The sequence below is a fragment of the Luteimonas marina genome, assembly GCF_007859325.1.
GTDB lineage: Bacteria > Pseudomonadota > Gammaproteobacteria > Xanthomonadales > Xanthomonadaceae > Luteimonas > Luteimonas marina.
Window position 1 is genome coordinate 533,063 of the sequence record NZ_VOHK01000001.1, and the last position, 15,652, is coordinate 548,714.

The 15,652-nt window shown below is 69.5% G+C and carries 13 protein-coding genes and 1 tRNA gene; 3 read left to right on the forward strand and 11 right to left on the reverse strand.

What is annotated here, in order from left to right; translation table 11 throughout:
- Positions 1–69: 69 nt before the first annotated feature.
- From FQY83_RS02500 to FQY83_RS02515, 4 genes are all read right to left on the reverse strand, one after another.
- Positions 70–144 (reverse strand) — tRNA-Val (locus FQY83_RS02500).
- A gap of 235 nt (positions 145–379) precedes the next feature.
- Positions 380–1,231, reverse strand: a complete 852-nt coding sequence (locus tag FQY83_RS02505) for a tetratricopeptide repeat protein (RefSeq protein WP_146384715.1) — start codon at positions 1,229–1,231, stop codon at positions 380–382.
- A 16-nt stretch (positions 1,232–1,247) separates the two neighbouring features.
- Positions 1,248–1,874, reverse strand: coding sequence for a TetR/AcrR family transcriptional regulator (locus FQY83_RS02510; RefSeq protein WP_146384717.1), 627 nt, complete (start codon positions 1,872–1,874; stop codon positions 1,248–1,250).
- Positions 1,875–1,891: 17 nt separating this feature from the next.
- Positions 1,892–2,149: an acyl-CoA-binding protein gene (locus FQY83_RS02515; protein WP_146384718.1), complete on the reverse strand. Its 258-nt coding sequence runs from the start codon at positions 2,147–2,149 to the stop codon at positions 1,892–1,894.
- Positions 2,150–2,297: 148 nt separating this feature from the next.
- Between FQY83_RS02515 and FQY83_RS02520 the strand changes: the two genes are divergently transcribed.
- Positions 2,298–4,286: an SDR family oxidoreductase gene (locus FQY83_RS02520; protein ID WP_146384720.1), complete on the forward strand. Its 1,989-nt coding sequence runs from the start codon at positions 2,298–2,300 to the stop codon at positions 4,284–4,286.
- A gap of 185 nt (positions 4,287–4,471) precedes the next feature.
- Here the strand turns inward: FQY83_RS02520 and FQY83_RS02525 are convergent, their stop codons facing one another.
- The 3 genes from FQY83_RS02525 to FQY83_RS02535 all read right to left on the reverse strand — a co-directional run bounded on the left by FQY83_RS02525 (position 4,472) and on the right by FQY83_RS02535 (position 7,520).
- Positions 4,472–5,443: a restriction endonuclease gene (locus FQY83_RS02525; protein WP_158636411.1), complete on the reverse strand. Its 972-nt coding sequence runs from the start codon at positions 5,441–5,443 to the stop codon at positions 4,472–4,474.
- A gap of 146 nt (positions 5,444–5,589) precedes the next feature.
- Positions 5,590–6,165 (reverse strand): phasin family protein, encoded by a 576-nt coding sequence (locus tag FQY83_RS02530; protein WP_146384724.1) that lies wholly within the window; start codon positions 6,163–6,165, stop codon positions 5,590–5,592.
- A gap of 68 nt (positions 6,166–6,233) precedes the next feature.
- Complete coding sequence (locus FQY83_RS02535; protein WP_146384726.1) at positions 6,234–7,520, reverse strand: patatin-like phospholipase family protein; 1,287 nt, start codon at positions 7,518–7,520, stop codon at positions 6,234–6,236.
- Positions 7,521–7,607: 87 nt separating this feature from the next.
- Between FQY83_RS02535 and FQY83_RS02540 the strand changes: the two genes are divergently transcribed.
- Complete coding sequence (locus FQY83_RS02540; RefSeq protein ID WP_238333373.1) at positions 7,608–8,324, forward strand: DUF8198 family protein; 717 nt, start codon at positions 7,608–7,610, stop codon at positions 8,322–8,324.
- 277 nt (positions 8,325–8,601) lie between these two features.
- On the opposite strand, the gene FQY83_RS02545 is transcribed toward FQY83_RS02540, so the two are convergent.
- The 4 genes from FQY83_RS02545 to FQY83_RS02560 all read right to left on the reverse strand — a co-directional run bounded on the left by FQY83_RS02545 (position 8,602) and on the right by FQY83_RS02560 (position 12,579).
- Positions 8,602–10,209, reverse strand: coding sequence for a carboxyl transferase domain-containing protein (locus tag FQY83_RS02545; RefSeq protein WP_146384731.1), 1,608 nt, complete (start codon positions 10,207–10,209; stop codon positions 8,602–8,604).
- A gap of 209 nt (positions 10,210–10,418) precedes the next feature.
- Positions 10,419–10,790, reverse strand: coding sequence for a hypothetical protein (locus FQY83_RS02550; RefSeq protein ID WP_192906656.1), 372 nt, complete (start codon positions 10,788–10,790; stop codon positions 10,419–10,421).
- A gap of 148 nt (positions 10,791–10,938) precedes the next feature.
- On the reverse strand, positions 10,939–11,274 hold the full coding sequence (locus tag FQY83_RS02555; protein WP_146384733.1) for a hypothetical protein: 336 nt from the start codon (positions 11,272–11,274) through the stop codon (positions 10,939–10,941).
- Between the two features lie 132 nt (positions 11,275–11,406).
- A complete protein-coding gene (locus FQY83_RS02560) occupies positions 11,407–12,579 on the reverse strand; it encodes a thiolase family protein (protein WP_146384735.1) in 1,173 nt (390 codons plus the stop codon).
- Positions 12,580–12,767: 188 nt separating this feature from the next.
- On the opposite strand from FQY83_RS02560, the gene FQY83_RS02565 reads away from it, so the two are divergent.
- Positions 12,768–15,623, forward strand: a complete 2,856-nt coding sequence (locus FQY83_RS02565; protein WP_238333374.1) for a S8 family serine peptidase — start codon at positions 12,768–12,770, stop codon at positions 15,621–15,623.
- Positions 15,624–15,652 lie beyond the last annotated feature (29 nt).

The following is a 15,652-nucleotide window of genomic DNA, read 5'->3' on the forward strand; positions in this document are numbered from 1 at the left end:
TTTCGCAGGGCGCTTTGCCGTACTTTTGCCGTACTCGCCCGGTGGCTTCGGGCCAAGTGATTGATTGCATGGTGGGCGGTGCAGGGTTCGAACCTGCGACCCTCGCCGTGTGAAGGCGATGCTCTACCGCTGAGCTAACCGCCCGATATTCGTGCTGCCGGGAGTCGGCGAGCCCAGCCATGGGGCCTCACGGTGTTGCGTGGGCGGTGGCGGGTGAAACGGGATGCGAATTCTACGGGGCGGGGCGGGGGTGGGGCAAGTCCGGGCTGTTCGGATGCGCCGGATTGGCCTTCGTCCGGGCTCCGGACGGCCCGCCCCGTGGGCGAAGGGCAACGTCAAAATGGATCCCGGCGTTCGCCGGGATGACGGCGGTTTTCGGTTACTCCAGTTGCTCGCGGGCGTATTCGGCGTCCAGCGCCTCCATGGCGTCTGCCGGCTTGAGTTTCGCGGCCTTCTCGTAGGCCGCGGCGGCGGCGTCCTCCTTCTTGTCGCCGTGCAGCAGCATCAGCACGTTGCCGTACTCGATTTGGGCGATGGGGGAGTCCGGGGTCAGCTTCAGCGCGGTCTTGATGTGGGATTCGGCGTCGGCCGCCTTGGCGCCGTAGGTCAGGCCGCCGATCATGGCGCCGATCTTGCCGATGATCTCGGCGTGGTACAGGGCCAGGGCGGTATGCGCCTCGGCGTGCCTGGGGGCAAGTTCCAGTGCTGCGTCGAGCGCGTCGCGGACCTTGCCGGCGATGCCCTGCTTCAGCGCCTTGGCGATGCTGATGCCCTGGCTGTAGCGGCCCAGGGCGAAGGCGAGTCGGTAGTGGCTGTTGGCCTCGTCGGGCAGCGCCTTGACCGCGGCCTCGGCCAGCTTGGCGGCCTGCTCGTAGCGCTTGAGCTTCTCGGCCTCGCCGTCGACGAGGTAGGTGGCGTGGATGCCGATCGCCTTCACCGCCACCGAGGCGCCGACCGGGCCGAGCGCTTCGCCGGCGTCGAAGGCGGCCTTGAAGTCGCCGCGGTGGAAGGCGCGCCAGGCGTCCTGCAGCTGCGAGGCCAGGGCCTCGGCATCCACGCCCTTGGGGGCCGCCTTGCCGGCGGCCTTGAGCAGGGCGGTGGCGCGATTGGCGTCGGGGAAGGGCTCGGCGTCGCCGGCATGCAGCCGCGGCCAGGCCTTCTTCAGGGCGTCGCCGGCATGGGCATAGGGTTTGGCGTCGAGGGGAAACGCGCTCCAGGCGGTCTTGGCCATGTCGGCTCCGTGTGGTTCAGTCGGTGTAGGCGCGGGTCAGACGGTTGAGGTGCACGCGCTCGGCGTCGCGCAGGAAGGGGGAGAGCAGCATCATCACCTGCACGATGCCGTCGCGGATCGCCTTCTGCTCGTCCCGGTCGCCGCGGATCGCGGCGTAGTTGAGCCAGAACGTGGCCAGCACCAGCAGGTTGGTGGCGGCGGCGTCGATTTCGGCCGGCGCGGCGCGGATCACGTCCGCCTGCGACAGCCCCCGCATCACCGCGTGGGCGCGGTCGTCGGCGCGCTTGAGGATGCGCGCGAAGCGGATGCGCAGGCGCCGGTTGCGGCTGAGGATCTCGAGCAGGTCGCGGTAGAGGAAGCGGTAGTCCCAGATGCACTCGAACACCAGGTGCAGCTGCAGCCAGATGTCCTCCAGCCCCGGCAGGCGGCCGTCGGGCGGGGCGAGCGCCTCGTCCATGCGCGCCTCGTAGCGCGTGAACAGCTGCTCGATGATGTCGTCCTTGTTGCGGAAGTGGTAGTACAGGTTGCCCGGGCTGATCTCCAGCTCGTCGGCGATGTGGTTGGTGGTGACGGTGGGCTCGCCCTGCGCATTGAACATGGCGAGCGAGCAGTCGAGGATGCGCTGGCGCGTGTCCCGGGCCATCGTGGCGACCGCGCGGATCAGCCCTTGAGCTTGGCGACCAGGTCGATGTATTGCTGCTGCGCAACATCCTGCGCGGTGCCCTTGAGCTTGCTCCAGGCCTCGTACTTCGCCGTGCCCACGAAGTCGAAGAAGCCCGGTTTCTCGCCCTTGACGTCGCCTTCCGCGCCCTGCTTGTAGAGCGCGTAGAGGCGCAGCAGGGTGTCGTTGTCCGGGCGCTCTTTCAGGGACTGCACGTCCTTGGCGGCCTGTTCGAAGGTCAGCTTGGATTTGGCCATGTCGCCCCTCCCGGTGGTCGGGCGCCATGACACCACGCGCCCATGGAGCGGTCAATACGCCGACGGATTGTCCTGCCGCGCGCGCTCTGGCAACGTAGCGCACGGGAGGGCGCCGGGCGCGCCGACGATCCAACACGGAGCGAAGGACATGAGTTATTTCGTCACCGGCGCCACCGGCTTCATCGGCCGCTACCTGGTCGGCAACCTGCTCAGGCGCAAGGGCACGATCCACGTGCTGGTGCGCGACGGGTCGCAGAAGAAGTTCGAGGCGATCGCGAAGAAGATGGGCTGGGACCGCAAGCGCGTCGTCCCGGTGGTCGGCGACATGACCGCGGCCAGGTGCGGTTTGAGCGCGGCCCAGGTGCGGGCGCTCAACGGCAAGGTGAAGCATTTCTTCCATCTCGCCGCGATCTACGACCTGACCGCGAGCGCCGAGGCGCAGAAGGCGGCGAACATCGAGGGCACGCAGCACGCGCTCGACCTCGCCGCGGCGATCGGCGCCGGGTGCTTCCACCACGCCAGTTCGATCGCGGTGGCGGGGCTGTATCCGGGCATCTTCCGCGAGGACATGTTCGACGAGGCCGAAGGGCTGGACGATCCCTACCTGCGCACCAAGCACGACTCGGAACGCCTGGTGCGCGAGGAAAAGCGCGTGAAATGGCGCATCTACCGGCCCGGCATGGTCGTGGGCCATTCGCAGACCGGCGAGATCGACAAGATCGACGGGCCGTACTACTTCTTCACCCTGATCAAGAAGCTGCGCGAGATGCTGCCGCCATGGATGCCGGTGCTGGGCATCGAGGGCGGGCGCATCAATATCGTGCCGGTGGATTTCGTGGCCGATGCGATGGACCACATCGCGCACAAGCCGAAGCTCGACGGCCACACCTTCCACCTGACCGATCCCGAACCGCCGCGCGTGGGCGAGGTGCTCAACATCTTCTGCCGCGCCGGCCACGCGCCGGAAATGACCATGCGCATCGACGCGCGCATGTTCGCCTTCGTGCCCTCGGCGATCCGCGGCGCGGTCGCCGGCCTGCCGCCGGTCAAGCGCTTCACCGGCATGCTGCTGCGCGATTTCCGCATCCCCAAGCAGGTGCTGAAGTTCATCACCTATCCCACGCGCTTCGACAGCCGCGAGACCGAGCGCGCGCTCAAGGGCAGCGGCATCGCGGTGCCGAAGCTGGATACGTATGCATGGCGCCTGTGGGACTACTGGGAGCGCCACCTCGACCCGGACCTGTTCATCGACCGCACCCTGCGCGGCAAGGTGCGCAACAAGGTCGTGGTCATCACCGGTGGCTCGTCCGGCATCGGCCTGTCGACCGCCAAGCGCGTGGCCGAGGCCGGCGCGGTGACGGTGATCGTGGCGCGCGGCAAGGAGGAACTGTTCAAGGCGCGCGACGAGATGAAGGCGGCGGGCGGAAAGGTCTTTGCCTACACCGCGGACCTGGCCGACATGGCCGACTGCGACCGGCTGGTCGAGAAGGTCCTCAAGGAGCACGGCCAGGTCGACATCCTGATCAACAACGCCGGCCGCTCGATCCGACGCTCGATCGAGCTCAGCTACGACCGCTTCCACGATTTCGAGCGCACCATGCAGCTCAACTACTTCGGCAGCCTGCGCCTGATCATGGGCTTCATGCCGTCGATGACCAAGCGCCGCAAGGGCCACATCATCAACATCAGCTCGATCGGCGTGCTCGCGAACTCGCCGCGGTTCTCGGCCTACGTCGCCTCCAAGGCGGCGCTGGACGCGTTCAGCCGCTGCGCGCAGGGCGAGCTGTCGGGCAAGGGCATCAGCTTCACCACGGTCAACATGCCGCTGGTGAAGACGCCGATGATCGCGCCGACCAAGATGTACGACAGCGTGCCGACGCTGACCCCGGAGGAGGCCGCGGACCTGCTGGTGAAGGGCATCATCGAGAAGCCCAGCCGGATCGCCACGCGTCTGGGGATATTCTCGGCGCTGGTCAACGCGGTCGCGCCGAAGGCCTACGAGGTGATCATGAGCACCGCGTTCGAGCTGTTCCCCGACTCGGCCGCGGCCAAGGGCGACCGCGCGGCGCTGAAGGACGAGACGCCCAGCCAGGAGCAGATCGCATTCGCGGCGATGATGCGCGGCGTGCATTGGTGAATGCGAGGCGCCAGGGGGTGTGATCCGTCCTCGTGCATGGGCGACCACAGTTCAACAAGACGTCATCCCGGCGAAAGCCGGGATCCATTTTGATCTTGATTCTCGTTATTGCACGGGAAGAAGCGAAGGCCAACTGCAGAATGGATCCCGGCTTTCGCCGGGATGACGTTCGACCCGGTGGCTCCTCAATACGACCGGCACTGCCGGAAGCGCACCGTCGCCGTGCTGCCCGGCGGCGGCGTGAGCTGGATGCGGGACGAGGCCAGTTCCTCGTAGCGCTCCATCAGCGGGCAGATGCGGACGAAGGCGTCGCCGTCGATGGTCGACAGGAAGACCTGCAGGGTCGATTCGCTGGACCAGACCGCTCGGTCGACATCGGGCAGCGTGGAGATTGCGGCGGCCACGTCGCCGCGCTGCTGTTCGATGTCCATCGGCGCCTGTTCCGGGACGGTGGGCGCTTCCGTGGCGGCTGCGGTGCCGGCCGGTTCCGTGGCTTGTTGCGATGCCGTCGGTCCCGGAACGTCGGCCACCGCCGGTGCCGGTGCCGCTGGTGCTGACGCCACGACGGGGGCGGCGCGATCGGGCAGGGCGAGGAACACGGCGACGCCCGCGAGCAGCGCCAGCAGCCAGGACGAGAGGACGCGCTGCCGGGCCAGTTGCATGGCCCTGGCGCGGATGCCCGCAAGCTGCTCGGGCGGCAGGAAATCGCGCAGCTGCGGCCACAGCGCGGGGCCGTCGAGCAGCTCGATGCGCTGCAGGGCGGCGACCGGGCGCGCGTCGTCGGTGATCTTTCCCTGGGTGAGCAGGAAGCCGCCGGCGGCGCCCTTCAGGTCGATGGCGCGGGCCAGTTCGTTGACCGTCAGCCGGCCGAGCACGAAGGCGCTGCCGTGCTTGCACGACAGCAGCCAGTGCTGGCCGTCGCGTTCGAGCACGTAGTCGCTGTCGTCGGCCGCGTTCTCGTCGTCGACCAGGCGGCCGAAGCCGCGGCGCGCCAGCGCGTCCAGCACCATGTGGATGAAGCTGCGCCACGAGACCCCGGACAGGGCGGCGATGCCCGCGCGGGTCTCGTCGCGGCGCATCTGGATCGCGCGGAAATAGAACGTCGCGACGCCACCGATCAGCAGTGACAGGGCGATCGCGATCAGCCAGTTCGACATCGGGAGGGGCAGGGGGGCGGAAAGCGAGGAAGCATAGCCGAATCCCGTCCCGGGCATGGGGTGCGCAACGCCGGACGGCCACCCGGCGGTGGCGCATCCGGCGTCCGGTTCCGGCCGGTACCGCTGCGCGCCTTCCGGCGCGCGGATCAGCTCGCGGTCTTCTTCGCGCCCTTGCGCGGGACCTTGGCGGCGGCCTTCTTCGCCGTCGCGCGCTTCGCGGCCGGCTTGCGGGTCGCGGCTTTTTTCGCGGACGCCTTCTTCGCGGCCGGCTTGCGCGTGGCCTTGCCGCCGCGCTGGCGACGCAGTTCCGCGGTCAGGGTGTCGACGCGGCCGACGAGATCCTTCAGGTCCTCGCGGCCGGGCACGCCGAGCTTGACCAGCGCCTTCTGCACGCGCTCCTCGAACACCTTCTCCAGGCGGTCCCAGGTGTCGGTGGCGCGCTCGCGCGCCTGGTCGACGCGGTTCTCGACGGCGTCGCGCACCACGTCGGCGCGCTTGCCGGCGAAGCTGCGTGCGGTCTTCTCCAGGTTCAGGCCTTCCTTCACCAGACCCTCGAACAGCTTGGTGCCCTCGGCCTGGGCGCGTCCGAAGGCGCCGACGCCGGCCAGCCAGATCTGCTGCGCGGATTCGCTCAGCGACTTCGACAGCTGCTCGGCCTGGGCCTGCGCATCGCCCTTGCCGGCGGACGCGGTCTTCTTCGCGGTCTTCTTGAACTTGGCCATGTGTCCTCCCGACGGACGATGGATGCGGTGGATGTATGACGCCAGCGTGGCGGCATGCGCTAGAGCAATCACACCACGCCGCGCGTCGAGGGTGCGCGACGGCGCCTGCGTTTCGCGCTGTCCGCGATGTGTTCGGCATCGTCGAGCGCGCGGCGCAGGCGTGCCGTGGCCTCGGTGCTGCGCGGCGGGGCGGGCGACAGCGAATCGAGGATGCTGCGCTGCGGATCGGAGACGATCTCCTCGCGCAGCCGCAGCCCGTGCGCGGCCAGCACCGGGCGCAGCGCGTCGGCGCGCTCGCGCAGGTCGGCCAGGGTGTTGCGGTAGGCCAGCTCGCACACGCGCTGGCGCGCGGAGAAGCTGAACAGGTTGGTGAAGAACAGCTCGCTGTCGCCGGCGTTGGGCTCGAACACGAGCTGGTCGATGTCCGGGTACTGGTGCGGGTACTTCTCCATGCCGATCTGCATGCGCGACTGCAGCAGGGTGCGCAGCGTCTGCGACAGCACCGCCGGCAGGCCGCCGCCGGCGAGCCCGATCTGCTCGGCCTCGCCCGAACGCCGCGGCCCACGCGAGGCGTCGAACGGCACCAGCGGGTTGATGCCGATCATCAGGTCGATGCCGCGGTCGAGCACGGTCGAGGCGTGCATGGTCCGGCGCAGCGCGCCGTCGAGGAAATGGCGGCCGTTGATCTCCACCGGCGGATACAGGCCCGGCAGCGCGGCGCTGGCCTGGACCGCGCGCGAGATCGGCACGTCGTCCCAGTCCGGCTCGCCGAAGCGCACCGCCTCGCCGGTGTCCAGGTCGACCGCGACCACGAACAGGTCGGTGTCGAGCGTGCGGAAATCGTTGCTGCGCCCGCGCCGGGTCAGCACGTCGCGCAGGAAATGCTCCAGCGCCCGGTTGTCGAACAGCCCGGTCGGCACCAGCCCGCCGAAGCGCGACATCAGCTCCGACCAGCGCAGCGCCCGGGCGGGGTTGTTGAGCAGCCGCCGGCTCCAGGCCAGCGACAGCCCGGGCAGGCGCGCCATCCGCCGCAGGTATTCGCCGACGTTGGGGCGCAGGAAGGTTTCCGGGCGGAAGCTGATGTCGTCGCTGGTGCCGGTGATGAAGCCGCGGCACATCTCCTCGGTGCCGATGCGGTTGGCCAGGCCCGCGGCGAGGAAGGCGCCGCTGCTGACGCCGACGTAGCAGTCCAGCCGGGTCAGGTCGAGACCGTCGAGCGCCTCGTCGATCGCGCGCAGCGCGCCGAGTTCGTACATGCCGCCGATCGGGCCGCCGCCGGCGATCGCCAGCCCCACCTTGATCGGTTGGCGGGCCGTGTGCTTCTTGCGCTTGCGCGCCGGGTGGAGGGAGAGCATGCAGGCGAGGGTGGGGAGGTCGCCCGAGTGTAGCGGACGCGGGTCGAAGGCTTGCTCGAAACGCGCGCGGCGACCAAGATGCCGGCCATGACGTCCGACGACATGGACCGGCTCGGTCGCCAGCTGGCGCGGCACCAGTCCCTGCACGACCCCCGGCAGGAGCCGCGCAACGGCCTGCGCTGGCTGCCGGAGCTGCGGCGCTGGCAGGCCGAGCGCCTGCAGCGCAGCTTCCGCCACTTCCTGCACGACCCGCAGCGGGCGCCGGCGGCGGAGTTCTTCCTCAGCGACGTCTACGGCGACCGCGACTTCACCCGCCGCGACGCCGACATCGTCCGCGTGATCCCGATGATGCGGCGGCTGTTGCCGAAGAAGCTGCTGGCCACGGTGGCCGACGCGATCGAGCTGGGCGCATTGACCCACGAGCTGGACCTGCGCATGGCGCAGGCGCTGGAGGACCTGGCGCCGCGGCGGCGCAGGCTGGACGCGACGCTGTACGGGCAGGCGTATCGCCACGTCGGGCAGGCGAAGCTGCGCGCGCGCCAGATCGCGCTGATCGGCAAGGTCGGCCGCGGCTTCGGCAAGGCGCTGCAGATGAGCGGCGTGGCGACGCTGCTGGCGTTCTCGCGCGGACCGGCGAAGCTGGCCGGGCTCAGCGAGCTGCAGGGCTTCCTGGAGCGCGGCTACGCCGCGTTCGAGTCGCTGGACGACCCGGAGGCCTTCGTCGCCGAGATCGAGCGTGACGAAGGGCTGGTGTCGCAGCGGGTGTTCGACGCCGAGGCGGATCCGTTCAGGTTCGAGGATTGAATCGGGCGTAATGGCTTCGCCCCGGAGGCTTTCCACTCCCTCCGACCCCGGGCGTCATCCCGGCACCGAGCGTCATCCCGGCGAAAGCCGGGATCCATTTTGCGGTTGGTCCCGGTTCCTTCCATGCAATGTGGAAATCAGGATCACAATGGATCCCGGCTTTCGCCGGGATGACGACTTCGGTGGCGTTCGTCGGAGGTCATCGGGGATGTTTGCCTGGCGTCATCGATGACGTTTGCATCCGTCCGGGGCAAAGATCGCGAACGGGCGCCGACACCTACATCCGGAACACGCCGAACCTCGCCGGCTCGATCGGCGCGTTGAGCGAGGCCGAGAGGCCCAGGCCCAGCACGCGGCGGGTGTCGGCCGGGTCGATGATGCCGTCGTCCCACAGCCGCGCGGTGGCGTACCAGGGACTGCCCTGCGATTCGTACTGCTCGCGGATCGGCGCCTTGAACGCTTCTTCCTCGTCCGCGCTCCAGCTGCCGCCCTTGGCCTCGATGCCGTCGCGACGCACCGTCGCCAGAACGCTCGCGGCCTGTTCGCCGCCCATCACGCTGATCCGCGCGTTCGGCCACATCCACAAAAAGCGCGCGCCGTAGGCGCGGCCGCACATCGCATAGTTGCCGGCGCCGAAGCTGCCGCCGATGACCACGGTGAACTTCGGCACGCTCGAGCAGGCGACCGCCGTGACCATCTTCGCGCCATCCTTCGCGATGCCGGCGTTCTCGTACTTCCTGCCGACCATGAAGCCGGTGATGTTCTGCAGGAACACCAGCGGGATGCCGCGCTGGTTGCACAGCTCGATGAAGTGCGCGCCCTTGAGCGCGCTCTCGGAGAACAGGATGCCGTTGTTGGCGACGATGCCGACCGGATAGCCGTGCAGGTGGGCGAAGCCGGTGACCAGGGTCTTGCCGTAGCGCGCCTTGAACTCGTCCAGTTCGCTGCCGTCGACGATGCGCGCGATGACCTCGCGGATGTCGAACGGGCGGCGCGTGTCCTTCGGCACGATGCCGTACAACTCGTCCGCGGCGTACAGCGGCTCGCGGGCTTCGCGCACGGCGACGGGCAGCGTCTTGCGGCGGTTGAAGTGGCCGGCGATGCCGCGCGCGATCTGCAGCGCGTGGCGGTCGTCCTCGGCGAAATGGTCGGCGACGCCGGAGACGCTGGTGTGCACGTCGGCGCCGCCGAGCGTTTCGGCGTCGACCACTTCGCCGGTCGCGGCCTTCACCAGCGGCGGGCCGCCGAGGAAGATCGTGCCCTGTTCCTTGACGATGATGCTTTCGTCGCACATCGCCGGCACGTAGGCGCCGCCGGCGGTGCAACTGCCCATCACCACCGCGACCTGCGGGATGTTCTCCGCGCTCAGCCGCGCCTGGTTGTAGAAGATGCGGCCGAAGTGCTCGCGGTCGGGGAATACCTCGTCCTGCAGCGGCAGGAAGGCGCCGCCCGAATCGACCAGGTAGATGCAGGGCAGCTGGTTCTCGCGCGCGATCTCCTGCGCGCGCAGGTGCTTCTTGATCGTCATCGGGAAGTAGGTGCCGCCCTTGACCGTGGCGTCGTTGGCGACCACCACCACTTCCTGCCCCATCACCCGGCCGATGCCGCAGACCATGCCGGCGGCCGGCGCCGCGCCCTCGTACATGTCTTCCGCAGCCAGCGGCGCGATCTCCAGGAACGGCGAGCCCGGGTCGAGCAGGGCGGTGATGCGTTCGCGCGCCAGCAGCTTGCCGCGCTCGGTGTGCCGGTTGCGTGCGGTTTCGCCGCCGCCGTCGGCGGCGCGCGCCAGGCGGCGGTCGAGCTCCTCGACCAGGGCGCGGTGGTAGTCGGCGTTGTCGAGGAAGTCGCGCGAGCGCGGGTCGAGCTGGGAGGTCAGGGCCGGCATCGTGGGCTTGGACGGGCTTGGGAACCGCAGAGGATACGTGACCGGGTGCCCCACTCCCTGTCATTTCGACCGCAGGGAGAAATCTCCCCTCCTGACAACGGACAGAGGATTTCTCCCTGCGGTCGAAATGACAGGGATTTTCGGGGTGGCGGCCCAAAAGGAAAGGCCCGCGCGAGGCGGGCCTTCCTTCGAAGCGCGACCGGGAACGATCAGTTCTTGGCGGCTTCCTCGGCCTTGGCGGCCGCGTCCTTCACGGCGCCGGCGGCGTCCGCGGCCGCGTCCTTCACGGCGTCCTTGGTGTTGGCGGCGGCGTCCTGCACGGAGGCGGCGGCGCTGTCGAGGGCGCTTTCGGTGGTGGCGGCGGCTTCGTCGGTCGCGTCGGCGACGTCGGCAGCCATTTCGTCGGCGGCCTGCTCGGTGTTGGCGGCGGCGTCGGCAGCGGCCTGTTCGGCGTCAGCGACGGCCTGCTCGGTGGCGGCCGCGGCAGCGGCGGCGTCTTCCTTCGCGCCTTCGGCGGTGTTCTTGCAGGCGGCAAGGGCCAGCACGCTGGCGGCGGCGAGGACGAGGAGCTTGGTGTTCAAGGGAGTTCTCCAGAGGCAAGGTAGAGGTATATCGCGTCCGGCCCCGGACCCCCGTGGCCGCGCCCGACATTGTGCAGAAAGCGGTGTCCAATGAAAAGAAAGCCGCCGGGAGACCGGCGGCTTTCGGGTACAACCCTGGAAGCTGGCCTTACGGCTTGGCTTCTTCGGCAGCGTCGGACGCGTCCTGGGCAGCGTCTTCCGCGGCCTCGGCGACGTCGGCGGCGGCGTCGGCAGCCTCGGACGTCGTGGCGGCGGCAGCGTCGGCGGCGGCATCGGCAGCAGCGTCGGCGGCGGCGGCGGCGTCATCGGCAGCGGCCTGGGCGGTGTCGGCGGTCGCGGTGCCGGCGGCTTCGGCAGCGGCGGTCGCGGCGTCGGCGGCGGCGTCGGCCGCGTCGGCAGCGGCGTTCTCGGCCTGCTGCTGGTTGCTGCAGGCAGCCAGGGCAACGCCCATGGCCAGCGCGAGCAGAGCCTTGTTGATGGTCATATCGATCTTCCTCGTCTATGTCTGAAAAAGTTGGGCAACGCGCAAAATTGCGCGCCGTAAACATGATGACAAGCCCATGACGGCTGTCAAGCGGGACGTGGTGGATTTTTTGTCAAAACGGTGTTAACGCCTTCACGCAATCTCGACAGCGATTGCGGTTGCTTCGCCGCCGCCGATGCACAGCGAAGCGACGCCGCGCTTGCCGCCGCGCGCGATCAGGGCATGCAGCAAGGTCACCACCAGGCGCGCGCCGCTGGCGCCGATCGGATGCCCCAGCGCGGTCGCGCCGCCGTTGACGTTGATTTTCTCGTGCGCAATGCCGAGCTCGCGGATCGGCGCCATCGCCACGACCGAGAACGCTTCGTTGACTTCGAACAGGTCGACGTCATCGACCGACCAGCCCACCTTTGCCAGCAGGTCGCGGATCGCGCTCACCGGCGCCGTTGTGAACCATTCGGGTTCCTGAGAGAAGGTTGAATGGCCGACGATGCGGGCGATCGGCTTCAGGCCGAGCCGAGACGCGTTTTCGGCGCTGGTGAGCACCGTCGCCGCGGCGCCGTCGGAGATGCTCGACGAACTGGCGGCGGTCACCGTGCCGTCCTTGCGGAAGGCGGCGCGCAGGGTCGGGATCTTGCCGATGTCGGACTTGCCGGGCTGCTCGTCGGTGTCGAACTCGACCTCGCCCTTGCGGGTGGACACCTTGACCGGGACGATCTCGTCCTTGAACGCGCCCGAGGCGATCGCCGCCTGCGCGCGCTTGACCGATTCGATCGTGAACGCGTCCTGCTCCTCGCGGGTGAAGCCGTACTTGTCGGCGGTGGCCTCGGCGAACACGCCCATCGACTGGCCGTCGTAGGGATTGGTCAGGCCGTCCCAGGCCATGTGGTCGACCAGCTTGGCGTCGCCGTAGCGCAGGCCGGGGCGGGCGGAGACCATGTGCGGCGCATTGGTCATCGACTCCATGCCGCCGGCGACGACCACGCTGGCCGAGCCGGCCTTGATCAGGTCGTGGCCGAGCATGATCGCCTTCATGCCCGAGCCGCAGACCTTGTTGATCGTGGTGCAGCCCGCCTTCTTCGGCAGGCCCGCGGCGAGCGCGGCCTGGCGCGCCGGCGCCTGGCCGAGGTTGGCCGGCAGCACGCAGCCCATGATGACTTCGGAGACGTCGTCGCCGTTGACGCCGGCCTGTTCGACCGCGGCCTTGATCGCGGTGGCGCCGAGGGTCGGCGTCGGCACCCCGGTGAACTGTCCGAGCATGGAACCGATGGCGGTGCGCTTGGCACCGACGATGACGACGTCGCTCATGAACGTACTCCTGGAGGGGAAAGGGGGCAGGTCGGCCTATTGTCGTTCCGGGCCACGTCCTCGGCAAATTCGTCCTAGGGGCCGGTGGCGGCGGTGCGGCCAAGCGCGTATAAGCGCGAAGGGGCGCCGGGAACGGCCGGAAGGGTCGTTCCGTACGGGAAACGGGGATGGACCAGGGAGTGGAGCGTATGTCTGGCAGATCCTGGCAGGGTGTCGTCGCCGGTCTGGGCCGTGGGGTCTGGATGGCCGCGCTTGTGGCCGGGCTGGCCGCCTGCGGCGGTGGCGGAGGCGGCACGCGGACCGATCCGCCGCCACAGGCCCCGCCGCCGACACCGCCGCCATCGCCTCCCGTGGTGGAGCCGCCGAACCCGGCCTTCGGCGACCACATCGCGTGGACCGGCGCGGATGCGGCGCATGCCGCCGGGCTGACCGGCGCCGGCATCCGCATCGGCATCATCGACAGCGGCGTCAACCGCAACCACCCGGCGCTGGCCGGCCGTGTGGTCTCCAACCTCACCTACATCAATCCGAACACGAACAACCTGTCGGTCGACGACGTGATCGGCCATGGCACCGCCGTCGCGCAGGTGGTGGCGGGCCGGGCGTTCGGACAGTGGCCGGGCGGTATCGCACCCGGGGCGGAGATCGTGTCGGCACGGATCATCAGCGACACGCCGCCCGAGGACGACGGCAGCGGCCAGGGCAACGAACTCAATGGTCCGCTCGGGGTCGCATCGATCCACCAGGACCTGATGAACCGCGGCGTGCGGGTCATGAACAACTCCTGGGGCGGGCTGTACTGGACCAATCCGAATGTCTCCGCGCAGGTCGCCGCGGAATACCGCCCCTTCATCGCCACCCACGGTGGTCTGGTGGTGTTCTCGGCCGGAAACTCCGGCTTCGACGATCCTTCCGACACGGCCGCGCTGCCGAGCCAACCGGGGCCGGGCGGCACGATGCCGGCGGCGGACCTCGAGCGCGGCTGGCTGGCGGTGGCCGCGCTGGACGGCGACGACCCGACCCGGCTCGCCGAATACTCCAACGCCTGTGGCATCGCGATGCACTACTGCCTCGTCGCCCCGGGCACGGTCGTCGTGACCGGAACCGACAACGCCCCGAACGCCCCCGACTACTGGCGCTGGAGCGGGACGTCCTTTGCCGCGCCGATCGTGTCGGGCGCCGCCGCGCTGGTGTGGGAGGCATTCCCGTACTTCGACAACGACCTGGTGCGGCAGACGCTGCTGGGGACCGCGACCGATCTCGGCGACGCCGGCGTCGACCCGGTGTTCGGGCATGGCGCGCTGGACATCGCCGCCGCGATCCGGGGACCGGCGCGGTTCGACTGGGGAGACGTCCGCGTCGCCTTCGACGGCATCACTTCGGTCTGGAGCAACGACATCTCCGGTACGGGCGCGCTGATCAAGGAGGGCACCGGCACGCTCGTCATCGATGCCAACACCACGAACGATGGCGGCATCGTGGTGCGTGGCGGCACCCTGCGCGCCGAACGCTCGGTGTTCGGCGACGTCCTCGTCGAGGAAGCCGGAACCTACGCGATCGGGACGCACGTGCTGGGCGTCAATGTGCAGGGCAACGTGGACAACGCAGGCCGGATCGAGGTGATCGGCCACGGATCGAACCGTGCGGTGTCGTCGCTTGTCGGGGACTACCTGCACCGGCAGGGCGCGACGCTGGCGTTCGATCTGGGGCAGGGACTCGCCGTGACCGGAACGGCCACCATCGAAGGCGGCGACCTGCACGTGATGAGGGTGAAACCCACGTACACCGTCGCGAGCAGGGAAGTGCTGATCGAGGCCCAGGAGGGCCTCACCGGCAGGTTTGACCAGCTGACGTGGGCGTCGTCGCTGTTCCTGGAGGGCAGTCTGGGCTACGACTCGAACCTGGTCTGGCTGGACATCATCCGCCTGGACGTCGCGGCGACCGCGAAATCGCTGGCGGGCATCACCGCGTCCGGCCTGTCCGCGGCACGGCGCGTCGAGCGGACGTTCGCCGGCATCGACCGCGCACTGTCGGAGGGGCGCGCCAGCATCGCGGACGAGTTCGTCCGCATCGCCGGCGAGTTCCAGGGCATCGGCGACGAAGCGGTGGCGAGAGCGGCGCTCGACAGCCTGTCAGGCGAATCGCACGCGCTTGCCGCCACGCTGACCTTCGACGCCATCGACATGGGGCGGCGTGCGCTGTCGTCGCGGTTCGGCCGCTTCGAAGGGCGCGACGAACGCATCGGCGTCTGGAAGCAGGCACTCGGCCACGGTGGGAGCAGCGGATTCTCCGGCGGTGGCTACCGGCCCGACGGCTGGCTGCTCGGCCGCGACCAGCCGCTGGGCACGCAGTCCGTGGCGGGCTTCGCGTTCGGCGAAACCCGCGCCGACGATCGCGTCGGCGACAACCGCGACCGCAGCCGCGACCGACAGGCGCACGGCATGGCCTATGCCGGCCGCCTGTCCGGCGCCGCCTACGTGCTCGGGCAGTTCGGCTTCGGCCGGTTCGATCGCATCATCGAGCGCAACGTGTTCGCGGGCGATGCCGCGCGCCAGGGCGTCTCCGGCCTGTACTCGGGCGACTATTCCAGCCTCGGCGTCGAAGTCGGCAGCCGGCGGCGGCTTGGCGGCCTGCACCTGACGCCCTACGCGGGCGCGGAGCACACCCGCCTGCGCCAGGACGGATTCGCCGAATGGGGCGGCGACGGATTCGGGCTGCAGGCGCGCGCCGCCTCGATGCGCCGCACGCAGGCCATCGCCGGACTGCGCGTCGAACGCGACTGGCGCGGCGCGACGTTCAACGCCTATGGCGAGTGGCAGCAGACGCTGTCGGCCGACGGCTTCGCCGTGGACGCCAGTTTCACCGGCATCGACAGCTGGTCGCCGCTGCCGGTGGTCGATGCAGCCAGGGCCGGCGGACTGTTCGGCATCGGCATGGAGGCCTGGCTTGGCCGCAACGCGCGCTTGTCGTTCGGCTTCGACCAGCGCTTCGGTCCGCGCGGGGACGAACGGATGGGGTCGATGCGCTACGTCTTCGGGTTCTGACCGGCGCGCTTTCCGGCTGCGGTACCAAC

Bases quoted from the DNA above. Each gene is read 5' to 3' on its own strand.
- FQY83_RS02565 (WP_238333374.1), top strand. From the start codon at position 12,768: ATGTCTGGCAGATCCTGGCAGGGTGTCGTCGCCGGTCTGGGCCGTGGG.
- FQY83_RS02545 (WP_146384731.1), bottom strand. From the start codon at position 10,209: ATGCCGGCCCTGACCTCCCAGCTCGACCCGCGCTCGCGCGACTTCCTC.
- FQY83_RS02540 (WP_238333373.1), top strand. From the start codon at position 7,608: ATGACGTCCGACGACATGGACCGGCTCGGTCGCCAGCTGGCGCGGCAC.
- FQY83_RS02530 (WP_146384724.1), bottom strand. From the start codon at position 6,165: ATGGCCAAGTTCAAGAAGACCGCGAAGAAGACCGCGTCCGCCGGCAAG.
- FQY83_RS02505 (WP_146384715.1), bottom strand. From the start codon at position 1,231: ATGGCCAAGACCGCCTGGAGCGCGTTTCCCCTCGACGCCAAACCCTAT.
- FQY83_RS02515 (WP_146384718.1), bottom strand. From the start codon at position 2,149: ATGGCCAAATCCAAGCTGACCTTCGAACAGGCCGCCAAGGACGTGCAG.
- FQY83_RS02555 (WP_146384733.1), bottom strand. From the start codon at position 11,274: ATGACCATCAACAAGGCTCTGCTCGCGCTGGCCATGGGCGTTGCCCTG.
- FQY83_RS02520 (WP_146384720.1), top strand. From the start codon at position 2,298: ATGAGTTATTTCGTCACCGGCGCCACCGGCTTCATCGGCCGCTACCTG.
- FQY83_RS02510 (WP_146384717.1), bottom strand. From the start codon at position 1,874: ATGGCCCGGGACACGCGCCAGCGCATCCTCGACTGCTCGCTCGCCATG.
- FQY83_RS02525 (WP_158636411.1), bottom strand. From the start codon at position 5,443: ATGTCGAACTGGCTGATCGCGATCGCCCTGTCACTGCTGATCGGTGGC.
- FQY83_RS02560 (WP_146384735.1), bottom strand. From the start codon at position 12,579: ATGAGCGACGTCGTCATCGTCGGTGCCAAGCGCACCGCCATCGGTTCC.
- FQY83_RS02535 (WP_146384726.1), bottom strand. From the start codon at position 7,520: ATGCTCTCCCTCCACCCGGCGCGCAAGCGCAAGAAGCACACGGCCCGC.